20 protein-coding genes are annotated in these 25,414 nt (G+C 60.2%); 5 read left to right on the top strand and 15 right to left on the bottom strand.

All coding sequences use genetic code 11. The features are described from left to right. Positions 1-129 precede the first annotated feature (129 nt). Together FFH90_RS25650 and FFH90_RS25645 are read right to left on the bottom strand one after the other, a co-directional pair. Complete coding sequence (locus tag FFH90_RS25650; RefSeq protein ID WP_138866292.1) at positions 130-504, bottom strand: DUF6124 family protein; 375 nt, start codon at positions 502-504, stop codon at positions 130-132. A 319-nt stretch (positions 505-823) separates the two neighbouring features. Next, positions 824-1,792 (bottom strand): LysR family transcriptional regulator, encoded by a 969-nt coding sequence (locus tag FFH90_RS25645; RefSeq protein ID WP_018927142.1) that lies wholly within the window; start codon positions 1,790-1,792, stop codon positions 824-826. Positions 1,793-2,064: 272 nt separating this feature from the next. Here FFH90_RS25645 and FFH90_RS25640 point away from each other — a divergent pair, with 272 nt between their 5' ends. Genes FFH90_RS25640 through FFH90_RS25625 form a run of 4 tightly spaced genes read left to right on the top strand, consistent with a single transcriptional unit; the run spans position 2,065 to position 6,880 of the window. Beyond that, positions 2,065-3,564 (top strand): efflux transporter outer membrane subunit, encoded by a 1,500-nt coding sequence (locus FFH90_RS25640; protein WP_138866291.1) that lies wholly within the window; start codon positions 2,065-2,067, stop codon positions 3,562-3,564. 59 nt (positions 3,565-3,623) lie between these two features. Then, positions 3,624-5,816 (top strand): FUSC family protein, encoded by a 2,193-nt coding sequence (locus FFH90_RS25635; protein WP_138866290.1) that lies wholly within the window; start codon positions 3,624-3,626, stop codon positions 5,814-5,816. Continuing rightward, entirely contained in the window at positions 5,806-6,006 is a 201-nt protein-coding gene (locus FFH90_RS25630) for a DUF1656 domain-containing protein (protein WP_007896379.1), read from the top strand. The genes FFH90_RS25635 and FFH90_RS25630 overlap by 11 nt, the downstream gene beginning before the upstream one ends. 10 nt (positions 6,007-6,016) lie before the next feature. Beyond that, positions 6,017-6,880 (top strand): HlyD family secretion protein, encoded by an 864-nt coding sequence (locus FFH90_RS25625; protein ID WP_018927139.1) that lies wholly within the window; start codon positions 6,017-6,019, stop codon positions 6,878-6,880. 45 nt (positions 6,881-6,925) lie between these two features. Here FFH90_RS25625 and FFH90_RS25620 read toward each other — a convergent pair whose 3' ends face one another. Genes FFH90_RS25620 through FFH90_RS25610 form a run of 3 tightly spaced genes read right to left on the bottom strand, consistent with a single transcriptional unit; the run spans position 6,926 to position 8,692 of the window. Then, positions 6,926-7,324 (bottom strand): DUF4440 domain-containing protein, encoded by a 399-nt coding sequence (locus FFH90_RS25620; protein WP_111454319.1) that lies wholly within the window; start codon positions 7,322-7,324, stop codon positions 6,926-6,928. Positions 7,325-7,370: 46 nt separating this feature from the next. Continuing rightward, entirely contained in the window at positions 7,371-8,195 is an 825-nt protein-coding gene (locus tag FFH90_RS25615) for an SDR family oxidoreductase (RefSeq protein WP_018927137.1), read from the bottom strand. A gap of 32 nt (positions 8,196-8,227) precedes the next feature. Beyond that, on the bottom strand, positions 8,228-8,692 hold the full coding sequence (locus tag FFH90_RS25610; protein WP_138866289.1) for a multidrug transporter: 465 nt from the start codon (positions 8,690-8,692) through the stop codon (positions 8,228-8,230). A gap of 178 nt (positions 8,693-8,870) precedes the next feature. Here FFH90_RS25610 and FFH90_RS25605 point away from each other — a divergent pair, with 178 nt between their 5' ends. Beyond that, positions 8,871-11,588: an RHS repeat-associated core domain-containing protein gene (locus FFH90_RS25605; protein ID WP_138866288.1), complete on the top strand. Its 2,718-nt coding sequence runs from the start codon at positions 8,871-8,873 to the stop codon at positions 11,586-11,588. Positions 11,589-11,670: 82 nt separating this feature from the next. Here FFH90_RS25605 and FFH90_RS25600 read toward each other — a convergent pair whose 3' ends face one another. The 10 genes from FFH90_RS25600 to FFH90_RS25555 all read right to left on the bottom strand — a co-directional run bounded on the left by FFH90_RS25600 (position 11,671) and on the right by FFH90_RS25555 (position 25,382). Further along, positions 11,671-13,122, bottom strand: a complete 1,452-nt coding sequence (locus FFH90_RS25600) for a mannose-1-phosphate guanylyltransferase/mannose-6-phosphate isomerase (protein WP_138866287.1) — start codon at positions 13,120-13,122, stop codon at positions 11,671-11,673. A gap of 258 nt (positions 13,123-13,380) precedes the next feature. After that, positions 13,381-14,037, bottom strand: a complete 657-nt coding sequence (locus tag FFH90_RS25595) for an alginate O-acetyltransferase AlgF (RefSeq protein WP_019581115.1) — start codon at positions 14,035-14,037, stop codon at positions 13,381-13,383. A gap of 15 nt (positions 14,038-14,052) precedes the next feature. Beyond that, positions 14,053-15,228, bottom strand: coding sequence for an alginate O-acetyltransferase (locus tag FFH90_RS25590; RefSeq protein WP_086944727.1), 1,176 nt, complete (start codon positions 15,226-15,228; stop codon positions 14,053-14,055). Positions 15,229-15,239: 11 nt separating this feature from the next. After that, complete coding sequence (locus FFH90_RS25585) at positions 15,240-16,805, bottom strand: MBOAT family protein (protein WP_018927131.1); 1,566 nt, start codon at positions 16,803-16,805, stop codon at positions 15,240-15,242. A gap of 254 nt (positions 16,806-17,059) precedes the next feature. Next, the gene (locus tag FFH90_RS25580) at positions 17,060-18,193 is read right to left on the bottom strand and encodes a mannuronate-specific alginate lyase (RefSeq protein WP_306108680.1); all 1,134 of its coding nucleotides are present in this window, start codon (positions 18,191-18,193) and stop codon (positions 17,060-17,062) included. A gap of 11 nt (positions 18,194-18,204) precedes the next feature. Then, the gene (locus tag FFH90_RS25575) at positions 18,205-19,656 is read right to left on the bottom strand and encodes an alginate O-acetyltransferase (RefSeq protein WP_018927129.1); all 1,452 of its coding nucleotides are present in this window, start codon (positions 19,654-19,656) and stop codon (positions 18,205-18,207) included. 10 nt (positions 19,657-19,666) lie between these two features. Further along, a complete protein-coding gene (gene algG / locus FFH90_RS25570) occupies positions 19,667-21,268 on the bottom strand; it encodes a mannuronan 5-epimerase AlgG (RefSeq protein ID WP_111454314.1) in 1,602 nt (533 codons plus the stop codon). A 26-nt stretch (positions 21,269-21,294) separates the two neighbouring features. Further along, positions 21,295-22,782, bottom strand: coding sequence for an alginate export family protein (locus FFH90_RS25565; protein ID WP_064620190.1), 1,488 nt, complete (start codon positions 22,780-22,782; stop codon positions 21,295-21,297). Beyond that, positions 22,779-24,203 carry an alginate biosynthesis TPR repeat lipoprotein AlgK gene (algK, locus tag FFH90_RS25560; RefSeq protein ID WP_018927126.1) on the bottom strand — a complete coding sequence of 475 codons (1,425 nt, stop codon included), beginning with the start codon at positions 24,201-24,203 and terminating at the stop codon, positions 22,779-22,781. The genes FFH90_RS25565 and algK overlap by 4 nt, the downstream gene beginning before the upstream one ends. A gap of 9 nt (positions 24,204-24,212) precedes the next feature. Beyond that, the gene (locus tag FFH90_RS25555) at positions 24,213-25,382 is read right to left on the bottom strand and encodes an alginate biosynthesis protein Alg44 (RefSeq protein ID WP_018927125.1); all 1,170 of its coding nucleotides are present in this window, start codon (positions 25,380-25,382) and stop codon (positions 24,213-24,215) included. Positions 25,383-25,414 lie beyond the last annotated feature (32 nt).

The raw sequence follows: 25,414 nt of genomic DNA, 5'->3' as shown, positions 1-25,414 counted from the left end.
GTGGCGAGGGGGCTTGCCCCCGTTTGAGTGCGTAGCACTCACAATATCTTTGGACCACCAGAGATTTTGGGGCTGCTTCGCAGCCCAACGGGGGCAAGCCCCCTCGCCACAGGTCGTTCCTACAATGCGTCAGCTATGTGGCGCGGGTTTCGGTATGTCGACGTTATCCAGCACCCGGTTCACCGCCAGTTCGGCCAGCATGATGACTTGCTGGATCGCCAGGAGCGTGTGCCGCTGCGGGGCGTCGACATAGGCGGCGATGTCGCTGGTCATGACGCTGGCCGAGGCCAGTGATTCGCAGACATGGGCCAGCAGGCTTTCGTTGTCCATGTCCGGGGCGACCTGAAACATCCTGCTTGGTTTGCGGCCTTCGGGTTGTTTGGGTGGAGGCTTGAGGTAGTGGTCGAGCGCGCGTTCGGCGGCTTCGTTGAGTTTCTTGGAATCGAGGGATTCGTAGGGGGAAGTGTCGTCCGCCTGAGGCGGATTCGGTGTGGCTTTAAACATGGCAAAGATCCTTAAAGTTGAGGAGCTGCCACTTTTTCGTTTTCCAGACAAAGGGTGGCAGCTGTACGCGGACTGGAAAAACCGGTAAAGGATCAAACCCGGCAGACCCGAAGGTCTCCCACGCACAGCCGCCATAACTGTGGAGCTACAAAAGCGCCGCATTATGTCATTTGCTGTGATCCTATACTTCGGGTTTTCCAGGCCCGATCGCTGAATTGCCAGCGACCCACAAAGCCTACCCACTTCGCTTCCGACGCAACAACCGCCAAAACTTGTCGGAAACCTCCCCAAAAACCACCGTGTCTGTAGGACCGTGAAATCAGTTCGCCAGCCGAGCCCCACCCAAGCTGCCGCTCAATTCATACGCCGCCAACTCCGCCTGATGCGCCGCCAGAATCTCCGGCAACGATCCACGCAAGTATTCGACCCAGGTCTTGATCTTCGCGTCCAGATACTGCCGCGACGGGTAAATCGCATACAGATTCAATTCCTGCGAGCGGTACTTTGGCATCACCCGCACCAGCGTACCGTTGCGCAGCCCTTCAATCGCCGCATACACCGGCAACACCCCAACCCCCATGCCGCTGGTGATCGCTGTCTTCATCGCGTCGGCGGAGTTCACCAAGAACGGTGAGCTGTTGATGGTGACCATTTCCTGGCCTTCGGGGCCATCGAAAGCCCACTTTTCCAGCGGGATCACCGGGCTCACCAGGCGCAAGCACATGTGATTGAGCAAGTCGCTGGGCTTCTGCGCGCAGCCGTTGGCTTTTACATAGGCGGGGGATGCGCAAACGATGCTGTAGGTGATGCCCAAACGCTGGGAGACGAAGCCCGAGTCGGGCAGTTCGCTGGCGAGCACGATGGACACGTCGTAGCCCTCGTCGAGCAAGTCCGGCACACGGTTGGCCATGGTCAGGTCGAAGGTCACGTCGGGGTGGGTCTTGCGGTAGCGAGCGATGGCGTCGATGACGAAGTGCTGACCGATGCCGGTCATGGTGTGCACCTTGAGTTGCCCGGCCGGGCGCGCGTGGGCGTCGCTGGCCTCGGCTTCGGCTTCTTCGACATAGGCCAGGATCTGCTCGCAGCGCAACAGATAGCGCTTGCCCGCTTCGGTCAAGGCAATGCGCCGGGTGGTGCGGTTGAGCAGGCGGGTTTGCAGGTGGGCCTCCAGGTTGGAGACCGCGCGCGAGACGTTGGCCGTGGTGGTGTCCAGTTGTACGGCGGCGGCGGTGAAGCTGCCGGCCTCGGCCACGTAACTGAAGGCGCGCATGTTTTGCAAAGTGTCCATGGGGTGCTCTCTTGGCGGATGGCAAATTGTGACACGAAGTTTCAGAGACTGAGACCCCGACCAAGGGATTATCTCGTTAACGGTAACAAAGATTCACAAGATTCCCGACTTATCGCCAACAAGGCCCACCCCTAGAATTGCGCCGACTGTAGGAGCCGGCTTGCTGGCGATGGCATCACTGCGGTCTTCAGATAGACCGCGGCGTTCCCATCGCCAGCAAGCCGGCTCCTACAGGATCTCGTGACTCTCCCCCCTTTCAGGAATTTGCAGCAGTGCCGCGTCGCATCAACAGAGCGCTCAAGACGCTCAGTGTTTTGGCTTTAACCCTGGCAATCAGCGGCTGCATCGGAACCGGCGGTATTGCCCCACAAGGCAAGGCACTGGAGGCCAATTCACTGGCCACCGACGAAGCCATCCAGAGCGCCGCCCGGGACGCTCACTGGCCCACCGCCCAATGGTGGCAGGCCTACGGCGACCCGCAACTGAACCGCTGGATCTCCCTCGCCCTGCAAGACAGTCCGAACATGGCCATGGCCGCCGCGCGGGTGCGTCAGGCCCGGTCCATGGCGGGTATTGCCGAGTCCGCCGAGTCGCTGCAGATCAATGGCCAGTCGACCCTCAAACGCCACAACTGGCCCACCGATCAGTTCTACGGCCCCGGTGAGTTGGCCAACACCACCACTTGGGACAACAACGCCGCGCTGGGCTTCAGCTATGCCCTCGACCTCTGGGGGCGCGAAAGCAACGCCACCGAGCGAGCGGTGGACATGGCGCACATGAGCGCTGCCGAAGCACGGCAGGCCCAGCTCGAATTGCAGAACAACATCGTGCGCGCCTATATCGAGCTCTCGTTGCATTACGCGCAACGGGACATCGTCGCGGCCACCTTGAAGCAGCAACAACAAATCCTCGACCTGGCGCAAAAACGCCTGGACGGTGGCATCGGCACGCACTTCGAAGTCAGCCAGGCCGAAACGCCGCTACCGGAAACCCATCGCCAACTTGATGCGCTGGATGAAGAAATCGCCCTCAGCCGTAACCAGCTCGCGGCCTTGGCCGGTAAGGGACCGGGGGAGGGCGCGCAGTTGCAACGGCCGACGTTGTCGTTGGGGGCGGCGCTGAAGTTACCGTCATCGTTGCCGGCGCAATTGCTCGGGCAACGCCCGGACGTGGTTGCAAGTCGCTGGCAAGTGGCGGCCCAGGCGCGGGGCATCGATGTCGCTCACGCAGGCTTCTACCCCAACGTCGATCTGGTCGGCAGCCTCGGTTACATGGCCACTGGCGGCGGTGCGCTGGAGTTCCTGACCGGCAAGAAGCTCAACTACAGCGTGGGGCCTGCGATCTCGCTGCCGATTTTCGATGGCGGCCGCTTGCGTTCCGAGCTGGGTGAAGCCTCGGCCGGTTATGACATTGCCGTGGCCAAATACAACCAGACGCTGGTCAATGCGCTGAAGAACATCTCCGACCAGTTGATCCGCCGCGAGTCGATGGACAAGCAGCAAACGTTCGCCGCCGAATCGGTGGCCACGGCGCAGAAGACCTACGACATCGCGATGATCGCCTATCAACGTGGGCTCACCGATTACCTCAACGTACTCAATGCGCAGACTTTGCTGTTCAAGCAACAGCAAGTGCAGCAGCAGGTTCAGGCTGCGCGGTTGAGTGCTCATGCTGAGCTGGTGACTGCTTTGGGCGGAGGCCTTGGCGCTGGCAACGACGTCCCGAGTGCCGAGAAAACCCTGCCCCCGAAAACCCCGAGCCTTTTGAAGTGAGCACGACGTTTCAGGCACACCCACAGTTCCTCAAGCCCTAGACCATTGAGCAAAATTTCATGACTCCCTTGCCCGCACCTTTGCGCTGGCTGTACTCCCTTGAATGGCGCCGGGGGTTCTTCGACTGGGCGCGCAGCGACGGCGTGACCTGGGTCTACATTTTCAAGGTGCTGTTCGCCGCATTCCTCACGCTGTGGCTGGCCATGCGTCTTGAATTGCCGCAACCGCGCACCGCGATGATCACCGTGTTCATCGTCATGCAACCGCAAAGCGGCCAGGTGTTCGCCAAGAGTTTCTATCGCTTTCTCGGCACGTTGGCCGGGTCGGCGGTGATGGTCGCGCTGATTGCCTTGTTCGCGCAGAACACCGAACTGTTCCTCGGCTCGCTGGCGATCTGGGTCGGCCTGTGCACGGCTGGCGCAGCGCGTTGTCGCAACTTTCGCGCCTATGGATTTGTGCTCGCCGGATATACGGCGGCGATGGTTGGGCTGCCCGCTCTGGCTCACCCGGACGGCGCATTCATGGCTGCGGTCTGGCGAGTGCTGGAAATCTCCCTGGGGATTCTCTGCTCGACGCTGGTCAGCGCCGCGATCCTGCCGCAAACCGCCAGCGCCGCAATGCGCAATGCGTTGTATCAACGCTTCGGTGTGTTTGCGTTGTTCGTCACTGATGGCTTGCGCGGTCGCAGTCGGCGCGAAGCGTTTGAAGCAAGCAACGTTCGGTTCATCGCCGAAGCGGTGGGCCTGGAAGGACTGCGCAGCGTTACGGTGTTCGAAGACCCGCACATGCGTCGACGCAACGGGCGACTCAGTCGTTTGAACAGCGAGTTCATGGGCGTCACCACACGCTTCAATGCCCTGCATCAGTTGCTCGAGCGCCTGCGCGGCAGCGGCGCCGATCATGTTGTCGCGGCGATCAAACCAGGGTTGCAGGACCTGGCCGAAGTGCTCGACGGTTTCAGCGGCCGTGCGCTGACCAGCCCTGATGCCGCTCGCCTGGCCAGCGCCTTGGCGACCTATAAGGACAACTTGCCGGCGCGGGTGCGCAAGCTGCGGGCGAGCTTTCAGGAGAGCGATCCGAGCGACGCCGAGCAGCTGGATTTTCACACTGCCTACGAACTGCTTTATCGCTTCGTCGACGACTTGCACAGTTATGCACAGACCCACGCGTCCCTGGCCGATCACAGCCACGAACGGGAGCGTTGGGACGAACCCTTCACCCCGCAAACCAATTGGCTGGCCTCGGCCGCGTCGGGGATTCGCGCCGCGTTCATCCTTGTGGTGCTCGGCAGCTATTGGGTGGCCACCGCGTGGCCGAGCGGGGCGACCATGACCCTGATCGCCGCCGCCACAGTCGGCCTGTCAGCCGCGACGCCGAACCCCAAGCGCATGGCCTTTCAGATGGCCTGCGGGACCTTGCTCGGGGCGCTGATCGGCTTCGTCGAGATGTTTTTCATCTTTCCCTGGATCGACGGTTTTCCATTGCTTTGCGTGATGCTCGCGCCGGTGATCGTGCTCGGCTCGTTCCTCACTTCTCGGCCGCAATACGCCGGTGTCGGCCTGGGGTTGCTGATCTTCTTCAGCACCGGTTCGGTGCCGGACAACCTTACGGTCTACAACCCTTACGCCTTCATCAACGACTACATCGCCATGGTCATGGGCATGCTGGTGTGCGCGGCGGCCGGGGCAATCATTTTGCCGCCCAACAGCCGCTGGCTGTGGCGGCGGCTGGAGCAGGACTTGCGCGGGCAAGTGGTGTACGCCATCAGCGGCAAACTCAAAGGGCTGGCGTCGAGTTTCGAAAGTCGTACGCGGGACTTGCTGCATCAGGCCTATGGCCTCGCCGCAGGGCAGCCGCAGGTGCAGCGGGACTTGTTGCGCTGGATGTTGGTGGTGCTGGAAGTTGGCCACGCGATTATCGAACTGCGTAAGGAACAAGCGATTCTGCCGGTGCACCCGGCGTATGCCGAATCCCAGCCGTGGCGCCAGTCCATCCGGGTGATGGGGCGTTCGCTGGTGCGGCTGTTTCTGCAACCGGGCCAGAGCAATCTGGAGCGGGCGCTGGTCGCCGTCGACCACGCGATCGGCCGCGTGCAGGCCACCGACGAACCCTTCGCGCCGCACTTCGACACCTCTGCCTTGCGCCGGGTGAAGAGCTATCTGCACTTCATCCGCACCTCGTTGCTCGACCCGCAATCGCCGCTGGCCTCATACACCACTGCCAAGCCCCAAGGACTTGAACATGCCTCGTGAAATCGCCTTCCACGGCGTGTACATGCCGACCATGACCCTGATGTTTTTCATTGCGGCGGCGCTGGCCTGGGCGCTTGACCGGTTCTTGTCCGGGTTCGATCTGTACCGCTTCTTCTGGCACCCGGCGCTGCTGCGCCTGAGCCTGTTTACCTGTCTGTTCGGCGCCTTGGCGCTGACTGTCTACCGTTGAGAACACTTTGATGAAAAAGCTTTTCAGCCTGCTCGCGACCCTGCTGGTGCTGGCCCTTGCCCTGTGGATCGGCCGGACCTTGTGGGTGCATTACATGAACACGCCCTGGACCCGTGACGGCCGGGTGCGCGCCGACATCATCAATGTCGCCGCCGACGTGACCGGTGAGGTGGTGGAGGTGCCGGTACGCGACAACCAGTTGGTGAAAAAGGGCGACTTGCTGATGCGCATCGACCCCGAGCACTACCGTCTCGCGGTAAAACAGGCGCAGAGCCTGGTGGCCTCGCGCAAGGCCACGTGGGAGATGCGCAAGGTCAACGCCCATCGCCGCGCCGACCTCGACAACCTGGTGATCTCCAGGGAAAACCGCGACGACGCCACCAACATCGCCGACTCGGCCCTGGCCGATTACCAGAACGCACAAGCGCAACTGGAGGCCGCCGAACTGAACCTCCAACGCACCGAAGTGCGGGCGGCGGTGGACGGCTACGTCACCAACCTCAACGTCCATCGCGGTGACTACGCGCGCATCGGCGAAGCGAAAATGGCGGTGGTCGACATGAATTCGTTCTGGGTTTATGGCTTCTTCGAAGAAACCAAACTGCCGCATGTTCGCGTGGGCGATAAAGCCGACATGCAACTGATGAGCGGCGAAGTGCTCAAGGGCCACGTGGAAAGTATTTCTCGCGGCATCTACGACCGCGATAACCCGGAGAGTCGCGAGCTGATCGCTGATGTGAACCCGACCTTTAACTGGGTGCGTCTGGCGCAGCGGGTGCCAGTAAGGATTCACATTGATGAAGTGCCGGAGGGCGTGCTGTTGGCGGCGGGGATTACGTGTACGGTGGTGGTGAACCCCCCGGCTGGCGAATAACCTGTGGCGAGGGGGCAAGCCCCCTCGCCACAAAAAGTGGCCGTGTCAGCCTTGGCAAAACGTCTCATGCAAATGCCGCCAAACCACCTTGCCATCGGCCTGTTTCTCAAACACCGCCGAGGACCGCCGATCAGAATGCAGCCCCATCGCATCGGTCTGTTGCTCGCGGTAACTGACCACTGCGCCACTGTCATACAGCGCGACACCTCGCAACTCGCTGAGCTCAATCCTGAACCCGAGCTTCTTCCCGCCCGCCAGCAGAAACAATTCATTCAACGCCGCGAAATCCAGTACCCGGCCCAACGGCGAGACCATGGAAAACTGCGGTGAAAAACGCGTCAGCAATTGCTCAAGCTCGGCCTCGTCCCGTTCCTCGGCCAACCATTGCTCGATGGCTACGTGGGCCTGGATCACTTCGTCAAAGTATTCGGTGTAGTCGGTCATGCTGTTTCCTGAAAGTCTGAAAGTGTGTTTTGACGCCTTCGCGGTCTCAGAGCTGCCCGCGCAACCCGAACCGCTTCATCAACCCTGACTCCAGCAACCCTTTTGGCAATAACCCCGCCATCAACGGCAACGCCCGGCTGCCGTTACCCAAACGCACCAGACGCGGTGGTTTGCTCTGTTGCACAGCCTTGAGCAAACCGGCGGCAAATTCACTGGCCGGCGTTGGTTTATCTTGAGAGGCCTTGGCCCGTGCACGAATACCTTCACGCAGCGGAAACCACGGTGATTGTTCGGTGATCAGTTGCTCGGCTTCGTGGCCGGCATTCTTCGCGAAGCTGGAGGCGATGGCCCCAGGCTGAACTTCCATGACCCGCACGCCGAACGGCGCCAGCTCCATGCGCAGCGCATCGCTCAAGGCATGCACGGCGGCTTTCGAGGCGCAGTAGGCCCCGGCAAACGGCGTGACCAGAACCCCGGAAACGCTGCCGATGTTTATCACCAGCCCCCGGGCGCGACGCAGTACCGGGAACATCGCGCGAGTGACGCCGACAATCGCAAACACGTTAGTTTCGAACTGGCGCTGCATGGCCGGCACGCCGCCATCGAGCAGCGGCCCCATGGCGCCATAACCGGCATTGTTGATCAGCACATCGAGACCGCCGCGTTGCTGGTTGATCCGCTCGCTCAGCTGTTCGAGGGCCGGGCCATCGTTAACGTCCAGCTGCACGGCGGTGAAACCGGCGGCGGTGAGGGCTGCCACGTCTTCAGCCTTGCGGGCACTGGCCCAGACTTCGTAACCGGCATTTTTGAAGGTGTCGGCGAGGGCGCGGCCAATGCCGCTGGAGCAACCGGTAATCAACGCAACAGGCATGGCGCGGTCCTTGTGCAAAAGAAAAAGGGGGATCAGTCGGAGAAACTACCCTGCAACCGTTCAGCGCGAAATTCCAGGGTTTGCGGGCGGTAGCCGGGGCGCAAGGGCGGTAGCGGCAAGCAGTCTTCCCAACTGCCGCCGGCCTGCAATTCGCCGGGGCCGCGATAACGTGGCGCGGCGTATTGATTGTCGGCCAGGTTCACCGTATCGCCCGGCGCATACGCCGCGATGCGCCAGCGCAACTCGATCAGTGGCACGTCGTTGCCGTTTTTCATCGTGAGCTTCAATGGCCGATCTGCCGGGCAGTGCTCGGGTGCGTAAGTGATGCGCAGCTCAAGGCGTGCCAGTTGCTTGATTTCGCGATTGTCCATCCAGAACACCCACGTCGCCACCAGGCCCAATCCGACAGCGGCCGCCACGGAAACCGGCACGGCCTTGGTCGGGTAGCGCAGCAGCAGGATCAGCCAGGTGATGACCAGCAGGACGCCGATGAACATGTTTGAACGCTCCATGAACGGATAACCGACATCCTACCGAAGGGGCACGAGAATGGATATTCGGTGAGCAAGGGGTTGTACCGTTGGTCGGTACTGTAATTTCTGACAGTAGCCAGCCATGTTCTTGAAACGTTAGAAGACATTGGCCGACGGGGCTGTTATTCGATGGACGGTGGCGATGGAGATGCACCTCAAGACACCTACACTGACGGTCTTCGATCCGCGCGGCCTGTCGATCCGCTTGGTAGATTACTGGCGCGGCATCGAAAACCTGCCCGCTGAGGCTCGCATCAATCGCACTGCTCACAATGGCGCAGGACGTGCAGTCAAACAGTGGGATCCGCGGTTATGGGCGCTGCAAGAAGGCGATCCCCTGACCCCTCCCAATCTGATCACGGTGTATTCGCTGTCCGGGAACGCGTTGCGCACGGACAGCGTTGATGCCGGAACGCAGATCACCCTGCGCGGTCTGGCCGACGAAGTGTTGTCGGACTGGGACAGCCGCCAAACACGTCGCGAGGTCGAATATGACGATTTGCTGCGGCCCGTGGCGGTGTTCGAACAGGGCGCCGTGGAGCCCCGTCGCTGTGTCGAGCGCTTTACTTATGGCTACCCGGGCCAGGGTAATCAGGACCTTAACCAGTACGGCAAACTGATTCGCCATGACGACCCGGCGGGCAGCGTACTGTTCGACTCGTTTGCGATCAGCGGTGAAGGCATCGAAAACACCCGCCACTTCACCCTTGAGCCGGTAACCCCCGATTGGCCGGAATCGATTGATGATCGCCGACGGCTGCTCGAACCGGGGACTGGGGCGACGTCCAGGTGGCGTTTCGGCCCGTTGGGTGATGTGCTGGAACAGACCGATGCCAAGGGTAATCGTCAGACTTTCGGTCTGACCGTCGATGGCCGATTGCGCGAAAGCCGACTGCAATTGAAGGATCAATCCATTTGGCAAACGTTGGTCAGCGAGATCCGCTACAGCGCCCAAGGGCAAGTCGAAGAGGAGGTCGCGGGTAACGGGGTGCGGACGACGCTGGCCTATCGACCCGAAGACGGTTTGTTGATGGAGCGTCGGGCACAGGATGCCAGTGCCCGAATGTTGCAGCATCTGATCTACGACTATGACCGGATGGGCAATGTCTTGAGCATCGAGGACAAGGCCCTGCCCGTGCGCTACTTCGCCAACCAGCGCATCGACCCGATCAGTCGCTTCATCTACAACAGCCTGTACGAGTTGATCGAAGCCTTTGGCTGGGAGGCGGGCGGTCCCGATCAAGGACCCGAGTCGGTTGGTCGCACCGATCCGGCGGCGGTTAGCAACTATCGGCAGATTTACCACTATGACGAGGGCAGCAATCTGCTGAAGGTGACCCACATCGGCGCGCAAAAACATGGGCGCGATTTGAAAGCTGCCCGCTACAGCAATCGCTGCCTGCCCTGGCGCAACGGCGTGCCGCCCACTGAAGAGGACATCGCCGCCGCATTCGACGCCAAAGGTAATTTGCTGGAGTTGGACCAGGGACGGTTGTTGACCTGGGATCTGCGCAATCAATTGCGCTCGGTCAGCCCGGTGGAACGCGCCTCCCGACGCAATGACGGTGAGTGCTATTTTTACGATGGCGCTGGCCAGCGGGTGCGCAAAATCCGCGCGTTGCAGACCAGGGCTCGCACCGTGATAGCTGAAGTGCGTTACTTGCAGGGTTTGGAACTTCGTACCGACAGTGGCACCGGGGTGGTGTTGCAGGTCATCACCGCGCAGGCTGGCCTCAACACCGTGCGGGTGTTGCATTGGGACAGCGAGCCACCGTCCGGTGTCAACGATCAGTACCGCTACACCCTGGTCGATCACCTGAGCTCCTGCACCGTGGAACTGGCCGATGACGCGCAAATCATCAGCCGGGAAATTTTTTATCCCTTTGGCGAGACCGCGTGGTACGACGCGATTGAAGTGGACTATAAAACCATTCGTTATTCGGGCAAGGAACAGGATGCCACGGGGCTTTATTGCTATAGCTTCCGGTACTACATACCGTGGTTGCAGCGATGGGCGAGTACCGATCCGGCAGGCGCTGTGGATGGCTTGAACCTGTATCGGATGGTTCGAAACAACCCGTTAACGTTCTTTGACGAGCAGGGTGAAAACTCAAAATCCAACTCGGCAGTGCGTACCGCGATCGAGATTTTTGAATCGTATAAGGACAATTACAGCGATACGGATAGAGTGACTCCTTACAACATGATGAACACAATCACTCAGGACAAACTGAAGTTCAAAACAGCAAAGGCAACACCTACGGTGCTTGAAAAGACCAAGCCCCAGAGCTTTACCTTGCGCCATTACACGGTCTACGGGAGCAGCGGCGAAACACCTCCCTTTATGGAAATCGCGTCTAACTTTTCTTTGGTTCACAAGAACTTGAAGACGTTGGGCGGAAAGGGCGGCAATACCAATGAAAAGGATTGGACCAAGGCCGGAAACATGGGCTTCACCTTCTTTCTTCTGGCGATAAATGGAGAAGTGAATGAACGCAAGTTTCTCGGCTCGATGACACACTTTGCCGAATACGATCTTGAGGATGACAAGGCGCTGGAGGCAGCCTTGGGTAAAGATTTCGATAAGGTAGAGTTTTTTGCTTCTCCCGATGTACTCGATCCCAAACACTCTTCGGACCTGAGCGCGGTGCCAATGGTTAAAGGCCCACTGAAAGAATTGAAGGCGCTGCTGTTAGGCAACTCGGGAATCAGTCCGGTTCAGGTGGGGAGAATGAGTTCACGAGCATTACTTGACAGTATCGATAGTGCGTTTCATGGAACACTTGAGATCAAAATACCAGGATCAATAAAGGTCAGTGGCTGGCATAGAAAACCAGCCACAACCCGTAAGGCTGCATGAATGTGTAAAAAAGCCCCCGCCCAACCCGCTGCGGATAGGGAACGCAGCGGGCTGGACGAGGGCTTTTTGATTTGCTGATTGATTACTGCGCGATGGTTTTCACCGACACGCCGCGCTCGATCGGGGTGGAGCGACCGTAGATATCTTCAAACCGCTCGATATCGTCTTCGCCCAGGTAGCTGCCCGATTGCACTTCGATGATCTCGAGTGGAATCTTGCCCGGGTTGCGCAGACGGTGTACCGAGGCGATCGGGATGTAGGTCGACTGGTTTTCACAGAGCAGGAACACGTTTTCGTCGCAGGTCACTTCAGCGGTGCCGCTGACCACGATCCAGTGTTCGGCGCGGTGATGGTGCATCTGCAGCGACAGGCACGCGCCCGGCTTGACCGAGATGTGCTTGACCTGGAAACGACCGCCCATGTCCACCGAGTCGTAGGAACCCCACGGACGATAGACTTCGCAGTGGTTCTGGGTTTCGCTGCGGCCCTGTTCGTTGAGGGTGTTGACCATCTGTTTGACACCTTGGACCTTGTCCTTGTGGACGATCATCATGGCGTCCTTGGTTTCGACCACCACGATGTTTTCCAGGCCGATCACCGACACCAGTTTGCCGTTGCCGTGGATCATGCAGTTTTTGCTGTCCTGGATGACCACGTCGCCTTTGGTGACGTTGCCGTTGGCGTCCTTTTCATTGACTTCCCACAGCGACGACCAGCAACCGACATCGCTCCAGCCCGCGGTCAGCGGTACGACGCAGGCGCGCTGGGTTTTTTCCATCACCGAATAGTCAATGGAATTGTCCGGGCAGCAGGCAAAGGTGGCGGCGTCGATGTCAATGGTGTCGGCATCCTGCACGCTACGTTCCAGGGTCAGTACGCAGGTGTCGTAGATGTCCGGATCGTGCTTTTTCAGCTCTTCGAGGAAGCGGCTGGCGCGGAACAGGAACATGCCGCTGTTCCAGAAATAACCGCCGGACTGGACGAACTCGGTGGCGCGTTTCACGTCGGGTTTTTCGACGAAGTGCGAGACACGGCTGACGCCTTCCGGCAGCAGGGCATCGTTGGTGGATTTGATGTAGCCGTAACCGGTTTCCGGTTTGGTCGCCGGCACGCCGAACAGCACCATTTCGCCACGCTCGGCCGCCACAGTGGCCAGGGCCAGGGCGCGTTGCAGGGCTTTCTGGTCTTCCAGGACGTGGTCGGCCGGCAGCACCAGCATCAACTCGTCGCGACCTTCATTGACCAGCATCATCGCGGTCAGGGCCACGGCCGGCGCGGTGTTACGGCCGAACGGTTCCATCAGGATGCGCTGGGTTTCCAGTTTACGGGCGCTCAGCTGCTCGTTGACGATGAAGCGGTGATCCTTGTTGCAGACCACGATCGGGGTATCCATGCCTTCGAACACCAGGCGTTCCAGGGTTTGCTGGAACAGCGTGTGTTCGCCGGTCAGGGCGAGGAATTGCTTGGGGAATTGCTTACGGGAAAGCGGCCAAAGACGTGAACCGCTACCACCTGACAAGATCACCGGAATCATGTTGTTACTCCCTTAAATCGATTGGTTAGAGCCACGAACGTTCTGTCGTTTCACTCTTGTTTTTGTTCCGTAATCAGATCGGCTCACCGATTCTGTAGCAGCTGCCGAGCCTGCGAGGCTGCGTTCGGCGACGTAGTCGTCGTGAATCCCGTCAATGCGGTCATTCAGAAAGACCGAGTTGCTTGGATTGCGACTGCTTCGCAGTCGGACGCAGGCTTCGCCAGCTGCTACAGGGTGATCACCGTCCTGATGAATTAATCAGCGCGTCGAGACCGGGCGCTTGACCCAGACTGGCGACAGGCTGCTGCCGTTGCCGGTGACGTACAGCACCGCTGCTTCACCGCGCTCCAGGGCAACCGGCTTCACGTCGCCGACTTTCTTGTCGCCTTCGTACAGCGCCAGGCTGACTTTCACCGGGTTGATTTCACGCTCGCCACGGCCCTTGGCGGCCACGTTCGGCACCACATCGGTCTTGCCGTCGGCGGTTTTCAGAGTCAGGGCCTTGTCGCTGAGGTTCTGCACGCGTACCAGGGATTTCTGTTTGTTCTTGAACGGCGGCTCTTCGATCAGTTGTGGCGCGCCGCTGGCGTTGTTGACCAGAGTGTAATAGTGATCGCCGGCCAGTTTCACCGGCAAGGTCTGGCTACCGACCTTGGCGCTGTAGTCGCCGCCCGGCATGAAGCTGAAGTCAGTGCTGGACAGCGGCGCGACTTCGTTCAGGTTGGTGGTGCCGACTGTAGCACTGACTTCAGCGTTACCGGCGTTGTAGACCCGCACGAAGGTGGAGCCTTTCGGTGCGGTCGGGCCGTAGAGGGCGGCGTCGCCACCGGCAAAAGCCTGCATCGAGAGCACGCTCATGCCGGCAACGAGAGCGAAGGTCTTGGCGAGACGGCGAGGAGTAGTAGTGAAAGTCATGGGTGTACCTCTCTTTCAGTTTTGCGCCCGGTCGGGCGTCTCGGATTTGGTGTTTACAGCTACGTTTTGTTGGCGCGCGCCGGCTTGTTTAAGCTCTGCGACCCACTGCGGGTCGGCGTCACCGATTTCGTTGTTCACAGGCAGATATCGTTCAGGGAATTCCCAGATCAGCACTTGTGGCGGGCTGTTCTTGAAGGCATCGCTTTTCAGGTAGCTGAGCATCGGCAGAATCGGGCCATGGCCGTCTTCGGCGTAATTGACCACGTCGCTGTGCAGCGCTTCTTTCAGCGCACCGACGAAGTTCCAGTTAGGGTTGGCGCTGTAGCTGGTGCCGATCAGGGCCACCGGCACTTCCGTGTTGGCGAACAACGCGTCATCACCGGTCGGTTGATCCTGGGCCGCCACGGTGTTGCGCTTCTGCAAAGGTTCTGGCGCCGGCATCAGGTTTTCGAACAGCGGGTCCAGCGGCAGGAACAACCGCAGGTCGCCCTTGTGCGTCACCTTCTCCGCCGGTTCAGTGACGAAGTTTTGCGGTTCGCCGCTGAGCGGAGCCTTGTCGGCGATGGTTTTGGCCAGGGTCTGGGCAGCAACTTGTGCGCCTTCCGGGGTCCAGTGGGTGTCGGTACGCAGGAACACTTGCTGACCGTTGCGCTTGGCTTGTTGCAGCGGGCCGAGCAGGTCAGGGGCGAGGATCTTGTCGGCCGCCACGCGAGCGTGGAAGTCCTTGTACAGATTGGTGTGGATACTCGCTGGCTTCACTTCACCCAGGTGTTCCGGGTACAGACGCGTCTTGGCCGGAACAATCGCCATCACTAGTTGCACGCCTCGCTTTTTCAGTTCCTGGCGCACGCCTTCGACCAGCGCGTAGTTGCCTTGCAGGTTCAACTCTTCGTTGACGATCGGGTGGAACTCTTCATCGCTGTAGAGCCACTGATCGCGACCGAGCACCACGCCCGGACGACCTTCGTTGAACAGTTTGAAATCCAGCGCGGCCCAAAGGTTGGTGCCCAGGCGCTTGATCGGGAACTCGTCGTCATAGTGCGTCTCGACGGCTTTGGTCCAGCGCCCGTTGAGCACGGTGGCATCGGCGTTGGTACTGAAGCCGAAGAAGCTGCGTACCGACCACACGCCCAGGACCAGCAAGGTCACCAGGAACAGCGCGATGTAGAAGATGCGTAATGAGCGGGTCATGGTCAGATCCCTCAGAACTGGAAGTAAAGGAACGGCGAGAAGCTTTGCGCCGAGAGTTTGAGAATCGAGGCGATGAACAGCAGCAGTACCAGGGCGCGCATCACGTAACGGGACCAATCGGCGGTCCAATAGGCCGGTTGCACAGTCGCTTCAACGCCAACGGTGTAACCCGGCTCGTGGATGCTGGCCGGGTTGTCGCCCGGTACGGCTTTGATCATTCCAGGCGTCGCCGCGGCCGGGCCGTCGGTTTCGATGTTCACCGCAGGTTTGGTCTTGACCGGCGGCTGGTTGGTGTAGAAATCACGCAGGCCGAAGAACGCCAGGGTCACGTAAGCCACCACCAGGGTTGCCACTTGCAGACCGGTGAGGCTGGCCTGGTTGAGTTCCGACAGCGACCATTCGCCGAAGCTGAACATTGCGCCGTACATGCGACCGGCGACGTGCAGGTTCTCTGCGCGGAAGATCACCCAGCCCATCACCACCAGCAGGAAGGTCAGGACCCAGCGGATCGGGTTGAAGCTGCGCGGCGAAGTGTTCAGGCCGATGGCTTTTTCGATTGCCAGCCACATGCCGTGCCAGGCGCCCCAGACGATGTAGGTGATGTTCGCGCCGTGCCACAGACCACCGAGCAGCATGGTCAGGAACAGGTTGCGATAGGTCATCAGCGTGCCTTTACGGTTACCGCCGAGGGTGATGTACAGGTAGTCACGCAGCCAGGTGGAGAGGCTGATGTGCCAGCGCCGCCAGAACTCGGTGATCGACTGGCTGACGTACGGCTGTTTGAAGTTTTCCATGAAGCGGAAACCCATCATCAAGCCCAGGCCAATCGCCATGTCGCTGTAGCCGGAGAAGTCGAAGTACAGCTGTGCGGTGTAGGCCAGGGCGCCGAGCCAGGCATCGCCCGTGGTCGGGTTCTGCAAGGCGAAGCAATGGTCGGCGACCACCGCCAGGGTGTCGGCGATGAACACTTTCTTGATGAAACCCTGCATGAACCGCGTGGCACCTTCGGAGAACTTGTCGAGGGTGTGGGTGCGGTTGTTGAACTGGTCGGCCAAGTCGCGGAAACGCAGCACGGGGCCCGCGATCAAGTGCGGGAAGATCGCTACGAATGCGGCAAAGTCGATCAGGTTGCGGGTGGCCGGGGTATCGCCGCGGTAAACGTCGATGATGTAGCTGATGGACTCGAAGATGTAGAACGAGATCCCGATCGGCAACAGCACGTGGGTCAGGATGAACGGCGACAGACCGACCGAGGTCATCATCGCGTTGATGCTCTCCACGCCGAAGTTGGCGTACTTGAAGTAGCCCAGGATGCACAAGTCCACCGCGACGCCGAGCAGCAGCCAGCGCTGGGCCGGTTTGGTCCGGACACCAGCGGCGCCAACTTTCAGGCCGATCCAGTAGTTCCACAGCGTGACGGCTGCGAACAACGCAAGGAAGTCCACACGCCACCAGGCGTAGAACACGTAGCTGGCGATCAGCAGCAGCAAGTTGCGATAGCGTTGCCCGCTCAAGTAGTACAAGCCGAGAAAGATCGGCAAGAACAGAAACAGGAACACGTTGGATGAAAATACCATCCTGATCTCTCCATGTTTAACCAACAGTCAAGGGCCAACGGCCCCCCCAAACCCCCCACGAAAATCCGGGGGTGTATTACTCAATTCATGCCTGACACTGACCCTGTGGCGAGGGGGCTTGCCCCCGTTCGGCTGCGAAGCAGTCGTAAAACCGGTAAACGCGTTATGCCTGAGTCACCGCGCTGTCAGGTTTTGGGGGCGCTACGCACCCCAACGGGGGCAAGCCCCCTCGCCACAATGGATAGCGCTGAGCTTTAAGAGCCCTTGTTGCCTTTCTCGTTGGCCGGGTCGTAGACCTTGGTCAAGTCCCCGCCGAGGCGGAAAGACTTGAACGGCTGCATCTTGTGCTTGAGTTCCAGCACATTCGGCGCGCAGGTGTAGAGCGAGCAGAACGGTTCGAGCCAGGCGAATTTCGAGTCGATCTTGAGATCGGTCATGTCCTGGCCTTTACCGTTTTTCTTCTCGAATTGATCCGGGTCGTCCACGCCGGCCAGCACGCGATCACCCAGGCGTTTCAAGGCACCGTTGTTTTCCTGACGCAAATCCACACCGTTGGCCTGGGCGAAACTGGCGATCATCGCCAGCGGCGGCAGGGCATAGTTGTGGTAGGCGAGGGCGCGTTGCTGGCGCTTGAGTTCGTTAGGCAGGAAGCCTTGGGCATCGATCTGATTGGCGCCGACCTTGAATTCCTTCACGGCCCAGTCGAACAGGTCGCGGCGGTTGGTGGCGACCGACGTGGCCATCACCGACCAGGCGGCCCAATACGAGTGGTTGTTGGTCTGTTCGAGCGGCAGGTTGTCCCAATCGCTGACCACCTGATCGGCCATTTTGCTGAACCAGGCTTCAATCACCTGCGCTTGTTCCTGGTGGGTGGCCAGGGGATGGGAGTCAGAGAATTTCAGGCGGATATAGGACGACGCCATGCTGCCCAGCGCCCATTTGCGCATGGACTTGCCGGTGTGGTTGAAGTCCCTGGACATCAATGCATCGGCCTTGGCCCAGGCGGTCAACCAGTCGAGGGTGCATTCCAGTTGTTCCGGGCGACCGTCACGCATGAACTGCATCACTCGCTTGCTGGTGCCGCGCTCGATCTTGGTGATGTCGGCGGTGGTGTCGCGGAAGGCCTTTTCCGATTCCTCGTTCAGAGTCGAACGGGCCTTGTCGGAGCCTTCGTATTTGCTGCGAAACTGCAGGGCGCCGGTGTAGGGCGTCGGCATTGCGTCGCAGCCTTCGCTCTTGTCGCCGGTCTTGAATTTATCCACTGGCGCAAAATACCCCTGAGGCGGGCGCAGTGGCGCGGCGGCCTGGGTGGCGCCAGCGAACATCGCCAGAGCCAGCAGGGAAGGCGCGAGTAACTGTTTCAAAGCTCGGGTTTGCATGCAGTTCATAAGAGGTAGCCTCATTGCCCGGCTTGAGCAGTACGCTGCCCGGTGCCGGAGAACACGTTACGTTTGCAGATTTTCGCTTCGACTTTCTGCGGCGCGGCACCTGGTGTTTCAGGCCCCTGGACTTCAACGGCCAGCAGATTCTGCGAGGCCCAGTCTTCGTCCGTGCGCAACTCGAAGGCGAAACGCCCGTCGGTTTCGGAGGTTTCCGGTTTCTCGATCTTGATGTCCTCATGACGCCCATTCATGTACCAGAGGGTGGCATGCAAGGTTTTCACCGACGTATCGGCGAAGCGGATGTCGACCTGGTGGTCGCTGTTGCGCAGGTCCAGGTTCTTGCTGTTGACCAACAGTTCGTTTTTGCCCGGCTTCACCATGGCGCTGCTGCTCATCTGTGCATCCTTGCCTTCGCAACCGTTGTCGAGCAGCGCCATCATCTGGCGGTAGATGGTTTCCTGGTCGAGGCGATAAAGCGGTGAGAACTCCCAGATGAGAATCTTCGGTGGTTTGGTCTGGAACTCCTGGCTGCCCAGGTACTGCAGCATCGAACCTTCCAGGCCACCGCCGGGGAATGCCACGTTGAGGATGTCGGCGCCGATGGCCTCTTCGAGGAAACCGGCGAAGTTGTAGTTCTTGCCACTGTGGCTGGTGCCGACCAGGGTGATTTCCGGGTTGCCGGATTCACCGAACAGATCGCCATCCGCCGCTTCGCCCTTGGGCTCGGTGGTGAACTGATCCATGTACTGGATCGCGTAGCTGGTGCCACAGAGTTGACCCGCCATGTTGTGTAACGTTCCGGTCTTGCCCATGCGACCCGACTTATGGGTCTCGAATTCACGCTTGGGAATGTCGGCGAAGGCCGGCAACTGCTTGACCTTCTCGGCGACGATCTTCGCGGTGCGCTGGGCGCCATACGGGGTCCAGTGCTGGTCGCCGCGGAAGTAGAAATCGTGGGCGGGCAGGGTGTCGGGCAGCGATTCGTTGGTCAGTGGTGACAGGTCGGGGACCACGTAGCCCATCTGCGCGAAGCGCCCGAGCATGGTCTTGTAGTTGGTCAGGGCCTTGTCGAAATCGTATTTGGCTTTTTCTTCCGGGTTCAGCTTGTTGCGGTTCACCAGGCCACGGGTCGGCTGGTAAACGATGACCAGCTCCACGCCTTTGCTCTTGAACGCATCGTGCAGTTGTTTCAGGCGTTTGTAGCCGGCGGGTGTGGTGTCGAACTCGGTGCGCAAGTCTTCTTGGGTACGGAACAGCCAGTCGCCCTGGGCCTGCACCAGCGTGGTGAAGTTCTGCTGATAGCGGGTGGTGTAGTTCTTCGGGTCGTGGGCTGCCGGGCACAGGCTGCAGCACGGCTCGGCGCTGAAGCTCGGTGCCTTGGCGTCTTCGGCACGCACGCCAGTGCTGGCCGCGAGAATACCCGCGGTCAGGGCCGACAGGCTGAGTAATTTGATCAAGTGTGGGTGCATAAAATTATCCTCAGTCCCGCATTTCGGTCTGGCGTTCGACAGGGTCGATCAGCACGGCTTTCTGCTGGCGCACCAGCAGGTCGAGAATTTCATCCTGACGCTCGCCGAGAATTCCCGAGAAGCTGATGCCGCTGGTTTTGGTCGGTGCGAGCATCGACACGCGATACAACTCCACGCTCAGCGGCGAGTCGATCGACAGCGGTCCGCTGCCGTTGGCAGCCAGTTCACCACCGACCACGATCAGCGACACTTCGGCATCGAACGGGTCGAGCTTGATGTCCCGGTCGGTGTCGCTCAGGTCTTTGATGTGCCCGTAGACACCGGTCAGGCCGTTGGCCATCGAGACGTTTTCGTACAGGCGAATGTTCACGCTGTTACGAATCCGGATGCCGTGACGCTTATTGCTGATCACCTTGTTGCCCCACAACAGGTTGTCGGCACTCTCGTAGAGGGTGATGCCGTCGGTGTGGTTCTTGTAGATCTCGTTGTAGGCGATCAGGTTGTTCACGCTGTTACGGTCGATCACCAGGCCTGACAGGTGGTTGTCGTAGCTGCGGTTGTTGAAGATGAAGCTGTCGTTGACCTCACGGGAAATAATGATCCCGTGCTTCTTCTTGGTACCGTACACCGTGTTGTCGGCGATGATCAGACCGTGGGAACGGTCATGGGGGTCGATGCCGTAGACGATGTTGTCTTTGTAGGTGTTGCCCTTGACCACGAAGTCGCGGGTTTCGTAGCAGTAGAAGCCGTACCACATGTCCGAGAACTCGGAGCCGACGATCCAGCCGGTCGGTTCAGGGCGCTTGAGCACCTTGGCCATGTTCGGCGTGTACTGGGAAATACTCACGCCGTAGGACTTACTGTTGGCGTAACCGAAACTGGCGATCTTGCTGTTGGCGATGTAGGTCTCGGTGCCGCCCCAGGACAACAGGAACGGCCGGAATTCCTTGGGCGACGAGAAGGCCGCCGGGCCGTTGGCCTTCTCGCTCCAACCGGTGATCTTGGTATCACGCACAAACAGCTGACCGTCGTTGACCAGGAACGAGCCGGCCTCCTGGGACAGGCGCAGTTCCTGGGTCTGTTTGTCGATTTCCAGAATGCCGTGTCTGCCCACCACGATCGGCAACTTCGCCAGGAACACACCTGGCGACGTTTCGCTGAGGTACTGCTTGGGCAGCTTCTTGGTCAGGTCCTTGAGGTTCATGTAGCCGTCGTCGACGAAGATCGCCTGCGGGATGCCGTGCTGACGCACCACCCACTCGGCCATCTTGTTGTCGCCGCCGATGAAGTCCTTCAGGGCGTCTTCCTGCATCATCCGGCGCACGCTGATCTTGCCGGGTTTGGTGCGCACGATTTTCGCGGCAATAGCTTGGGCGGTGTAGCCAGAAGTGTCCGGCAGTTTCGGCTTGGCCAAGTCCAGCGGCGCGGTGGGTGCGCTGCTGACGGTGTAGGTCTTGGCCTGTTGCAGTCCTTTGGCTATGGTCGTCGGCTTGCTCTGCTGTTCAGGCTGGTGCACAGCCTTGACCGGTTCGACGGTGGCGAAGGCGGCTGTGCTGGCCAGCAGCAGCGCGCCGGCCAGCAGGCTGATCGAGCCTTTCTTGGCGCTGTTCATGTCGGGCACTCCCTTCGCGGTTTGCATCAGAAGCGCCAGATCACGTCGATAAACGCACGGTGCATGTACGAGTCGACTTCTTTGCCATAGGCATCGCCGGGCTTGAACACACCGCCACGGAACCGCACCAGGGCCGAAGGCTCATCGATCGACTGGCTCAACGCTGCCGGCAACAGGCCTTGCTTGAAGTACTTGGTGACCACCAGGTCCATTTCCTGACCGAGGTCCTTGTTGCCATCTTCCAGCGGCAGGGAGGTGCTGGAGAGGATCGCGCCGGTCGCGTCGTCGGTGTTGTTTTCAACAGCGTTGATGCCGTTGTTGCCCACCGGCTTGTTGCCGTCCACACGCCAGAACTTGTGGTAGATCAGGCTGGCGTCGTATTCGTCGTTGAGCATCCAGGAGCCGAACAGCGTAGCGGTCTGCATGTTGTTCATTTCGCCACGGAAGGCTTCGCCGAAACGGTGAACCCGCGAGCGAGTACCGGTGTAGTTCGAGCGGTTGCTTTCCAGGCCGTTCTGTTGGTACTCGGCGCTGGCGCGGGCATAGGCTGCACCGACTTGCCACTGCGGATCGAGACGCAGACGAACACCCAGGTCGGTAGCCCAGCCGTTCAGGTCTTCACCACGCTTGGCTTCTGCCGGGCGAGTGCCGTCGGCATTCAACGGGTTGACCGTGTCACGGTCGCCGTTCATGCCGGTGATGCTGCCCCAGTAATTGACGGTGTTGGTGTTGCGCCAGTTGTAGGCATCACTGTCGGCGGTGAGGCCGAGCCAGCTGATGTCGCCGTTCTGTTTCTTGTCCAGGGTATCGCCAGCCACGCCCGGCTCCGGATAGTCGAGCTTGCCGTTATCGTGGGTGTGATGACCGCGAATGCCGACCCAGTTACCGGGTGTCCACTGATACGCTGCATCGGCGTAGGCGTGCAGGCGATCCTTGTCTTTGGGGGACAGTTCTTTCAGGTCGGTACGGTATTCGCTGAAGCGTTCGGCGACACCGACGTTGGCGCGCAACAGGGTGGTGTCGAAGGTCCAGTTCAGGGCTTCGATGTTGGTGTCGCGCCATTGGCCGTCGTCGTTACGCAGGCGTTGGCGACCGAACTTGAGGATCTCGCCAGGGTAAGGCGTGAGGCCCTTGTAACCGACCCAGAACTCGCGCATCGCCAGGTAGTTTTTCCTGGTCTTGCGATCACCGCTGTCGGTGGTCTGGGTGCCGCTGTTGTCGGACTGCTGCAGGGTGTCGGTTTCGATGATGTCGGTGGACGTCACGGCCTGACCCATCGCGTAGGCGCTCCACGCGCCGCTTTCGCCATAGACCCATGGGCGCAGGTCGAGGCCGACGCCGTTAACGTCGCCGCCACCGGCGGTGCCCAGATCACTGTCGTTCTCGGACTGGCCGGTAACTTTGACTTCGAGACCGAAGTTCTTGTCTTCGGTCAGGGCCGCCAGGGTCGGGCACGACCACAGCAGGGCGAATGTCAGGCCAATACCGGCCTGCACGAATGGATTGAGTTTCATAGGGATTCCTCGCCGTCTTCTTCTTGCAAAGCGTGCAGTTCCAGCGTGTCCGGACTCACGGTGCTACGAATGGCTTGCTCTTGTTTGAGCAGGCGTTGGGCCTCGGCCAGCCGGTCAGGTGGCAGTTGCGCTTCGAGTGTTTGCGCAAGCTCAGTGGCTTGCGGGGTGTCTTGAGCCTTGGCCAATTGGCTGAAGACGTAAGCGTTGACCGGGTCGGGCCGGGTGCCCTTGCCTTGGGAGAACAGTTGGGCGATGGCGAAATCGGCGCTGTTCTGGCCGTTGCGCGCAGCGGTCAGCAGGTGATCCAGGGCTTTCTGCGGATAGACCTTGCCCAGGTAACCGCGACGGTAAATCTGGCCGAGGTAGTAATCGGCGGCGACTTCCCGGCCGAGGGCTTTCTTGAAGTGCTCTTCGGCGACCTTGGCGTCGGCCGGCACCATCTTGCCTTCGTAGTAGAGCTTGCCCAGCAACAGTTCGGCGCGCGGCTGGTCGGCGGCGCGGCCGTTGTCCAGGTACTTCATCATCGTGTCGACGTCGCCCAGTTCAGGGAAGTCGTAGAGCAATTGCGCCAGGCTGACCCAGGACGCCGGGTAGCCCGGGGCGATGCCTTCGAGCAGCGACTGAGCGGTTTTTTCGTCGGTCTTGCCCAGGCTCGCATCGCCCAGCACGCGGGCCACGCTGTCGACCCGTTGCGCGGAGACGGTGCCACGGCTGTGAGCAGCCTGCATCTGCTTGATCAACTCGGCCTGTTGTTCGGGCTGGCCACGTTTCTGATAGACCGTGGCCAGTTCGACGTAGCAGATGTCGGTGGTGTTCAACGCCGCTTTGCAGATCTTTTCCACGTCATTCAGGTGTTGGTCGTAAGTGCCCTGGGTGCGATAGAGCAGCACCTGGGCCAGACCTGCTTCCGGTTTGCCTTCGGCGCGCCATTGGCTGATCTGCTGCTGCGCGTTGACGTTGGGGAAGCTGTGTGGGAATTGCAGATACAGCATCGCCAACGGGATGAGGGTGTTGCCTTCGCCGTTGGTCGCGGCTTTCTTCAACAGTGCCTCGGCTTCGTGGTGTTCGGCTTCGGTGGCGCCAGGTTTGGCCACCAGCAGGCGACCCAGGCGAGCCTGAGCCCGCGGCGAGACGCTGGCTGCGGCGCGGTAAGTCGCCTCGGCCTTTTTGATCTGTGCCGGGTCGCGGCTGTCGACCTGAATGTCGGCCAGCCCAACCTGGGCTTCGCTGTAACCCAGGTCGGCCAGTTGCTGATAGTTCTGCGCCGCCAGCGTGGTATCACCGCGCTTGAGGGCTTCATTGGCCAGGCGCTGGTCGGGCAGGCCGGCGCAACCGGCCAGGCTTACGGCCAGTGCAACTGCACACAGTGATCCTATGTGGGTGCGCGGTGTTCTGAGGATTTGTGGAGTCGTCACGGGCATGTCCTCTGTTTAAAGACCGGCGGCCATGGCTTTGTTGATCAGCCAGTTCAGGTTCGGGCCACGGGTGCTGTTCACTTCCGCCGGGCGACCGGCGAGTGCGCTGTCCAGCGGCTCGTCAGGTTTGATCTGCACGCGGATATCGGATGACAGGTCTTCGCTTTTCAGGCTGGTGCTGCTGACGATCTTGCCGGTACGGGTCTGGTCTTCGCCGGCGATCTGGAAGCTGACCGTGGTGCCTGGGCGCACGTCGCCGAACTGGCGATAGGAGAAGCGTGCTTCAACGTTGGCTTCGGTATTGCGTGGCACCAGTTGGAAGATCACGTCACCTTTGTTGGCGTATTGACCGTTAGCCACCAGTTGCTGGGCCACGGTGCAATCGCACGGAGAGGTCAGGGTGCCGGTCATTTGCTTGCCGAAGAGCTCTTCAACCTTGGACGGTTGCAGTTGGTTTTCGTCCAGATGGCCTTTGAGTACGTCGAGCATGCTGGTGCTGAAGGTCGCCAGCGGGGCGCCTTTGGCGGCAACGCCGTCAGCCTTGATCAGGCTCTGCACGGTGCCGTCGCGCGGCATGGTGATGTTCATGCCTTGCACGCTGACCAGACCAGCCTGGGCGTGGCTGACGAAGTACATGCCGTACACCGATTTGAAGATAAAACCGAACGCCACCAGGCCGACCACGAAGATACCGGCGCTGAAGGTCACCGCTTTCAGACGGCCGAGCGCGGTCATGCCATGACCGCCGTCCTTGACCTTGCGCGCCTTGGTGAAGTTGTCGCGTTGCAGGGTTGCGAGCATTTCACCCACGCTGACGATGTCACCGGCCAGGTGCGAAGTAATCAGGTGGCGCAGGGTGGAAATGTCCCGGGGTTCCAGGTTCTGGAACTGGCAACCTACGCGGCCGGTCTGGCGGTCGACGGAGCGGATCTGCAACTCCACGTCCATGGCCAGACCGAGGTTGTCGATGACGAATTGCAGGCGGGCCTTGTGCACATCGCCGACCTTCAGCGGCAACTGACCGGCGTTGAACGCCAGGCCGCCGGCGGAAAGGTCGATGACCCGGGCTTCGACCGGGGTACGGTCAGGGCCGAAGAAACGCAGCTTGGCCGGAATTTTCACGCGGGCGTGTTGGCGCTGGGCTTCGGATTCGTGCACTACGTTGCTGTTGACGGCGGTATTCATATGGGCGATTTCCTAGTTAATTCAGGCGAGTT

Origin of the sequence: Pseudomonas sp. ATCC 43928, from assembly GCF_005938665.2 — a bacterium.
Lineage (GTDB): Bacteria > Pseudomonadota > Gammaproteobacteria > Pseudomonadales > Pseudomonadaceae > Aquipseudomonas.
This window is presented reverse-complemented; position numbering and strand designations above follow the sequence as displayed.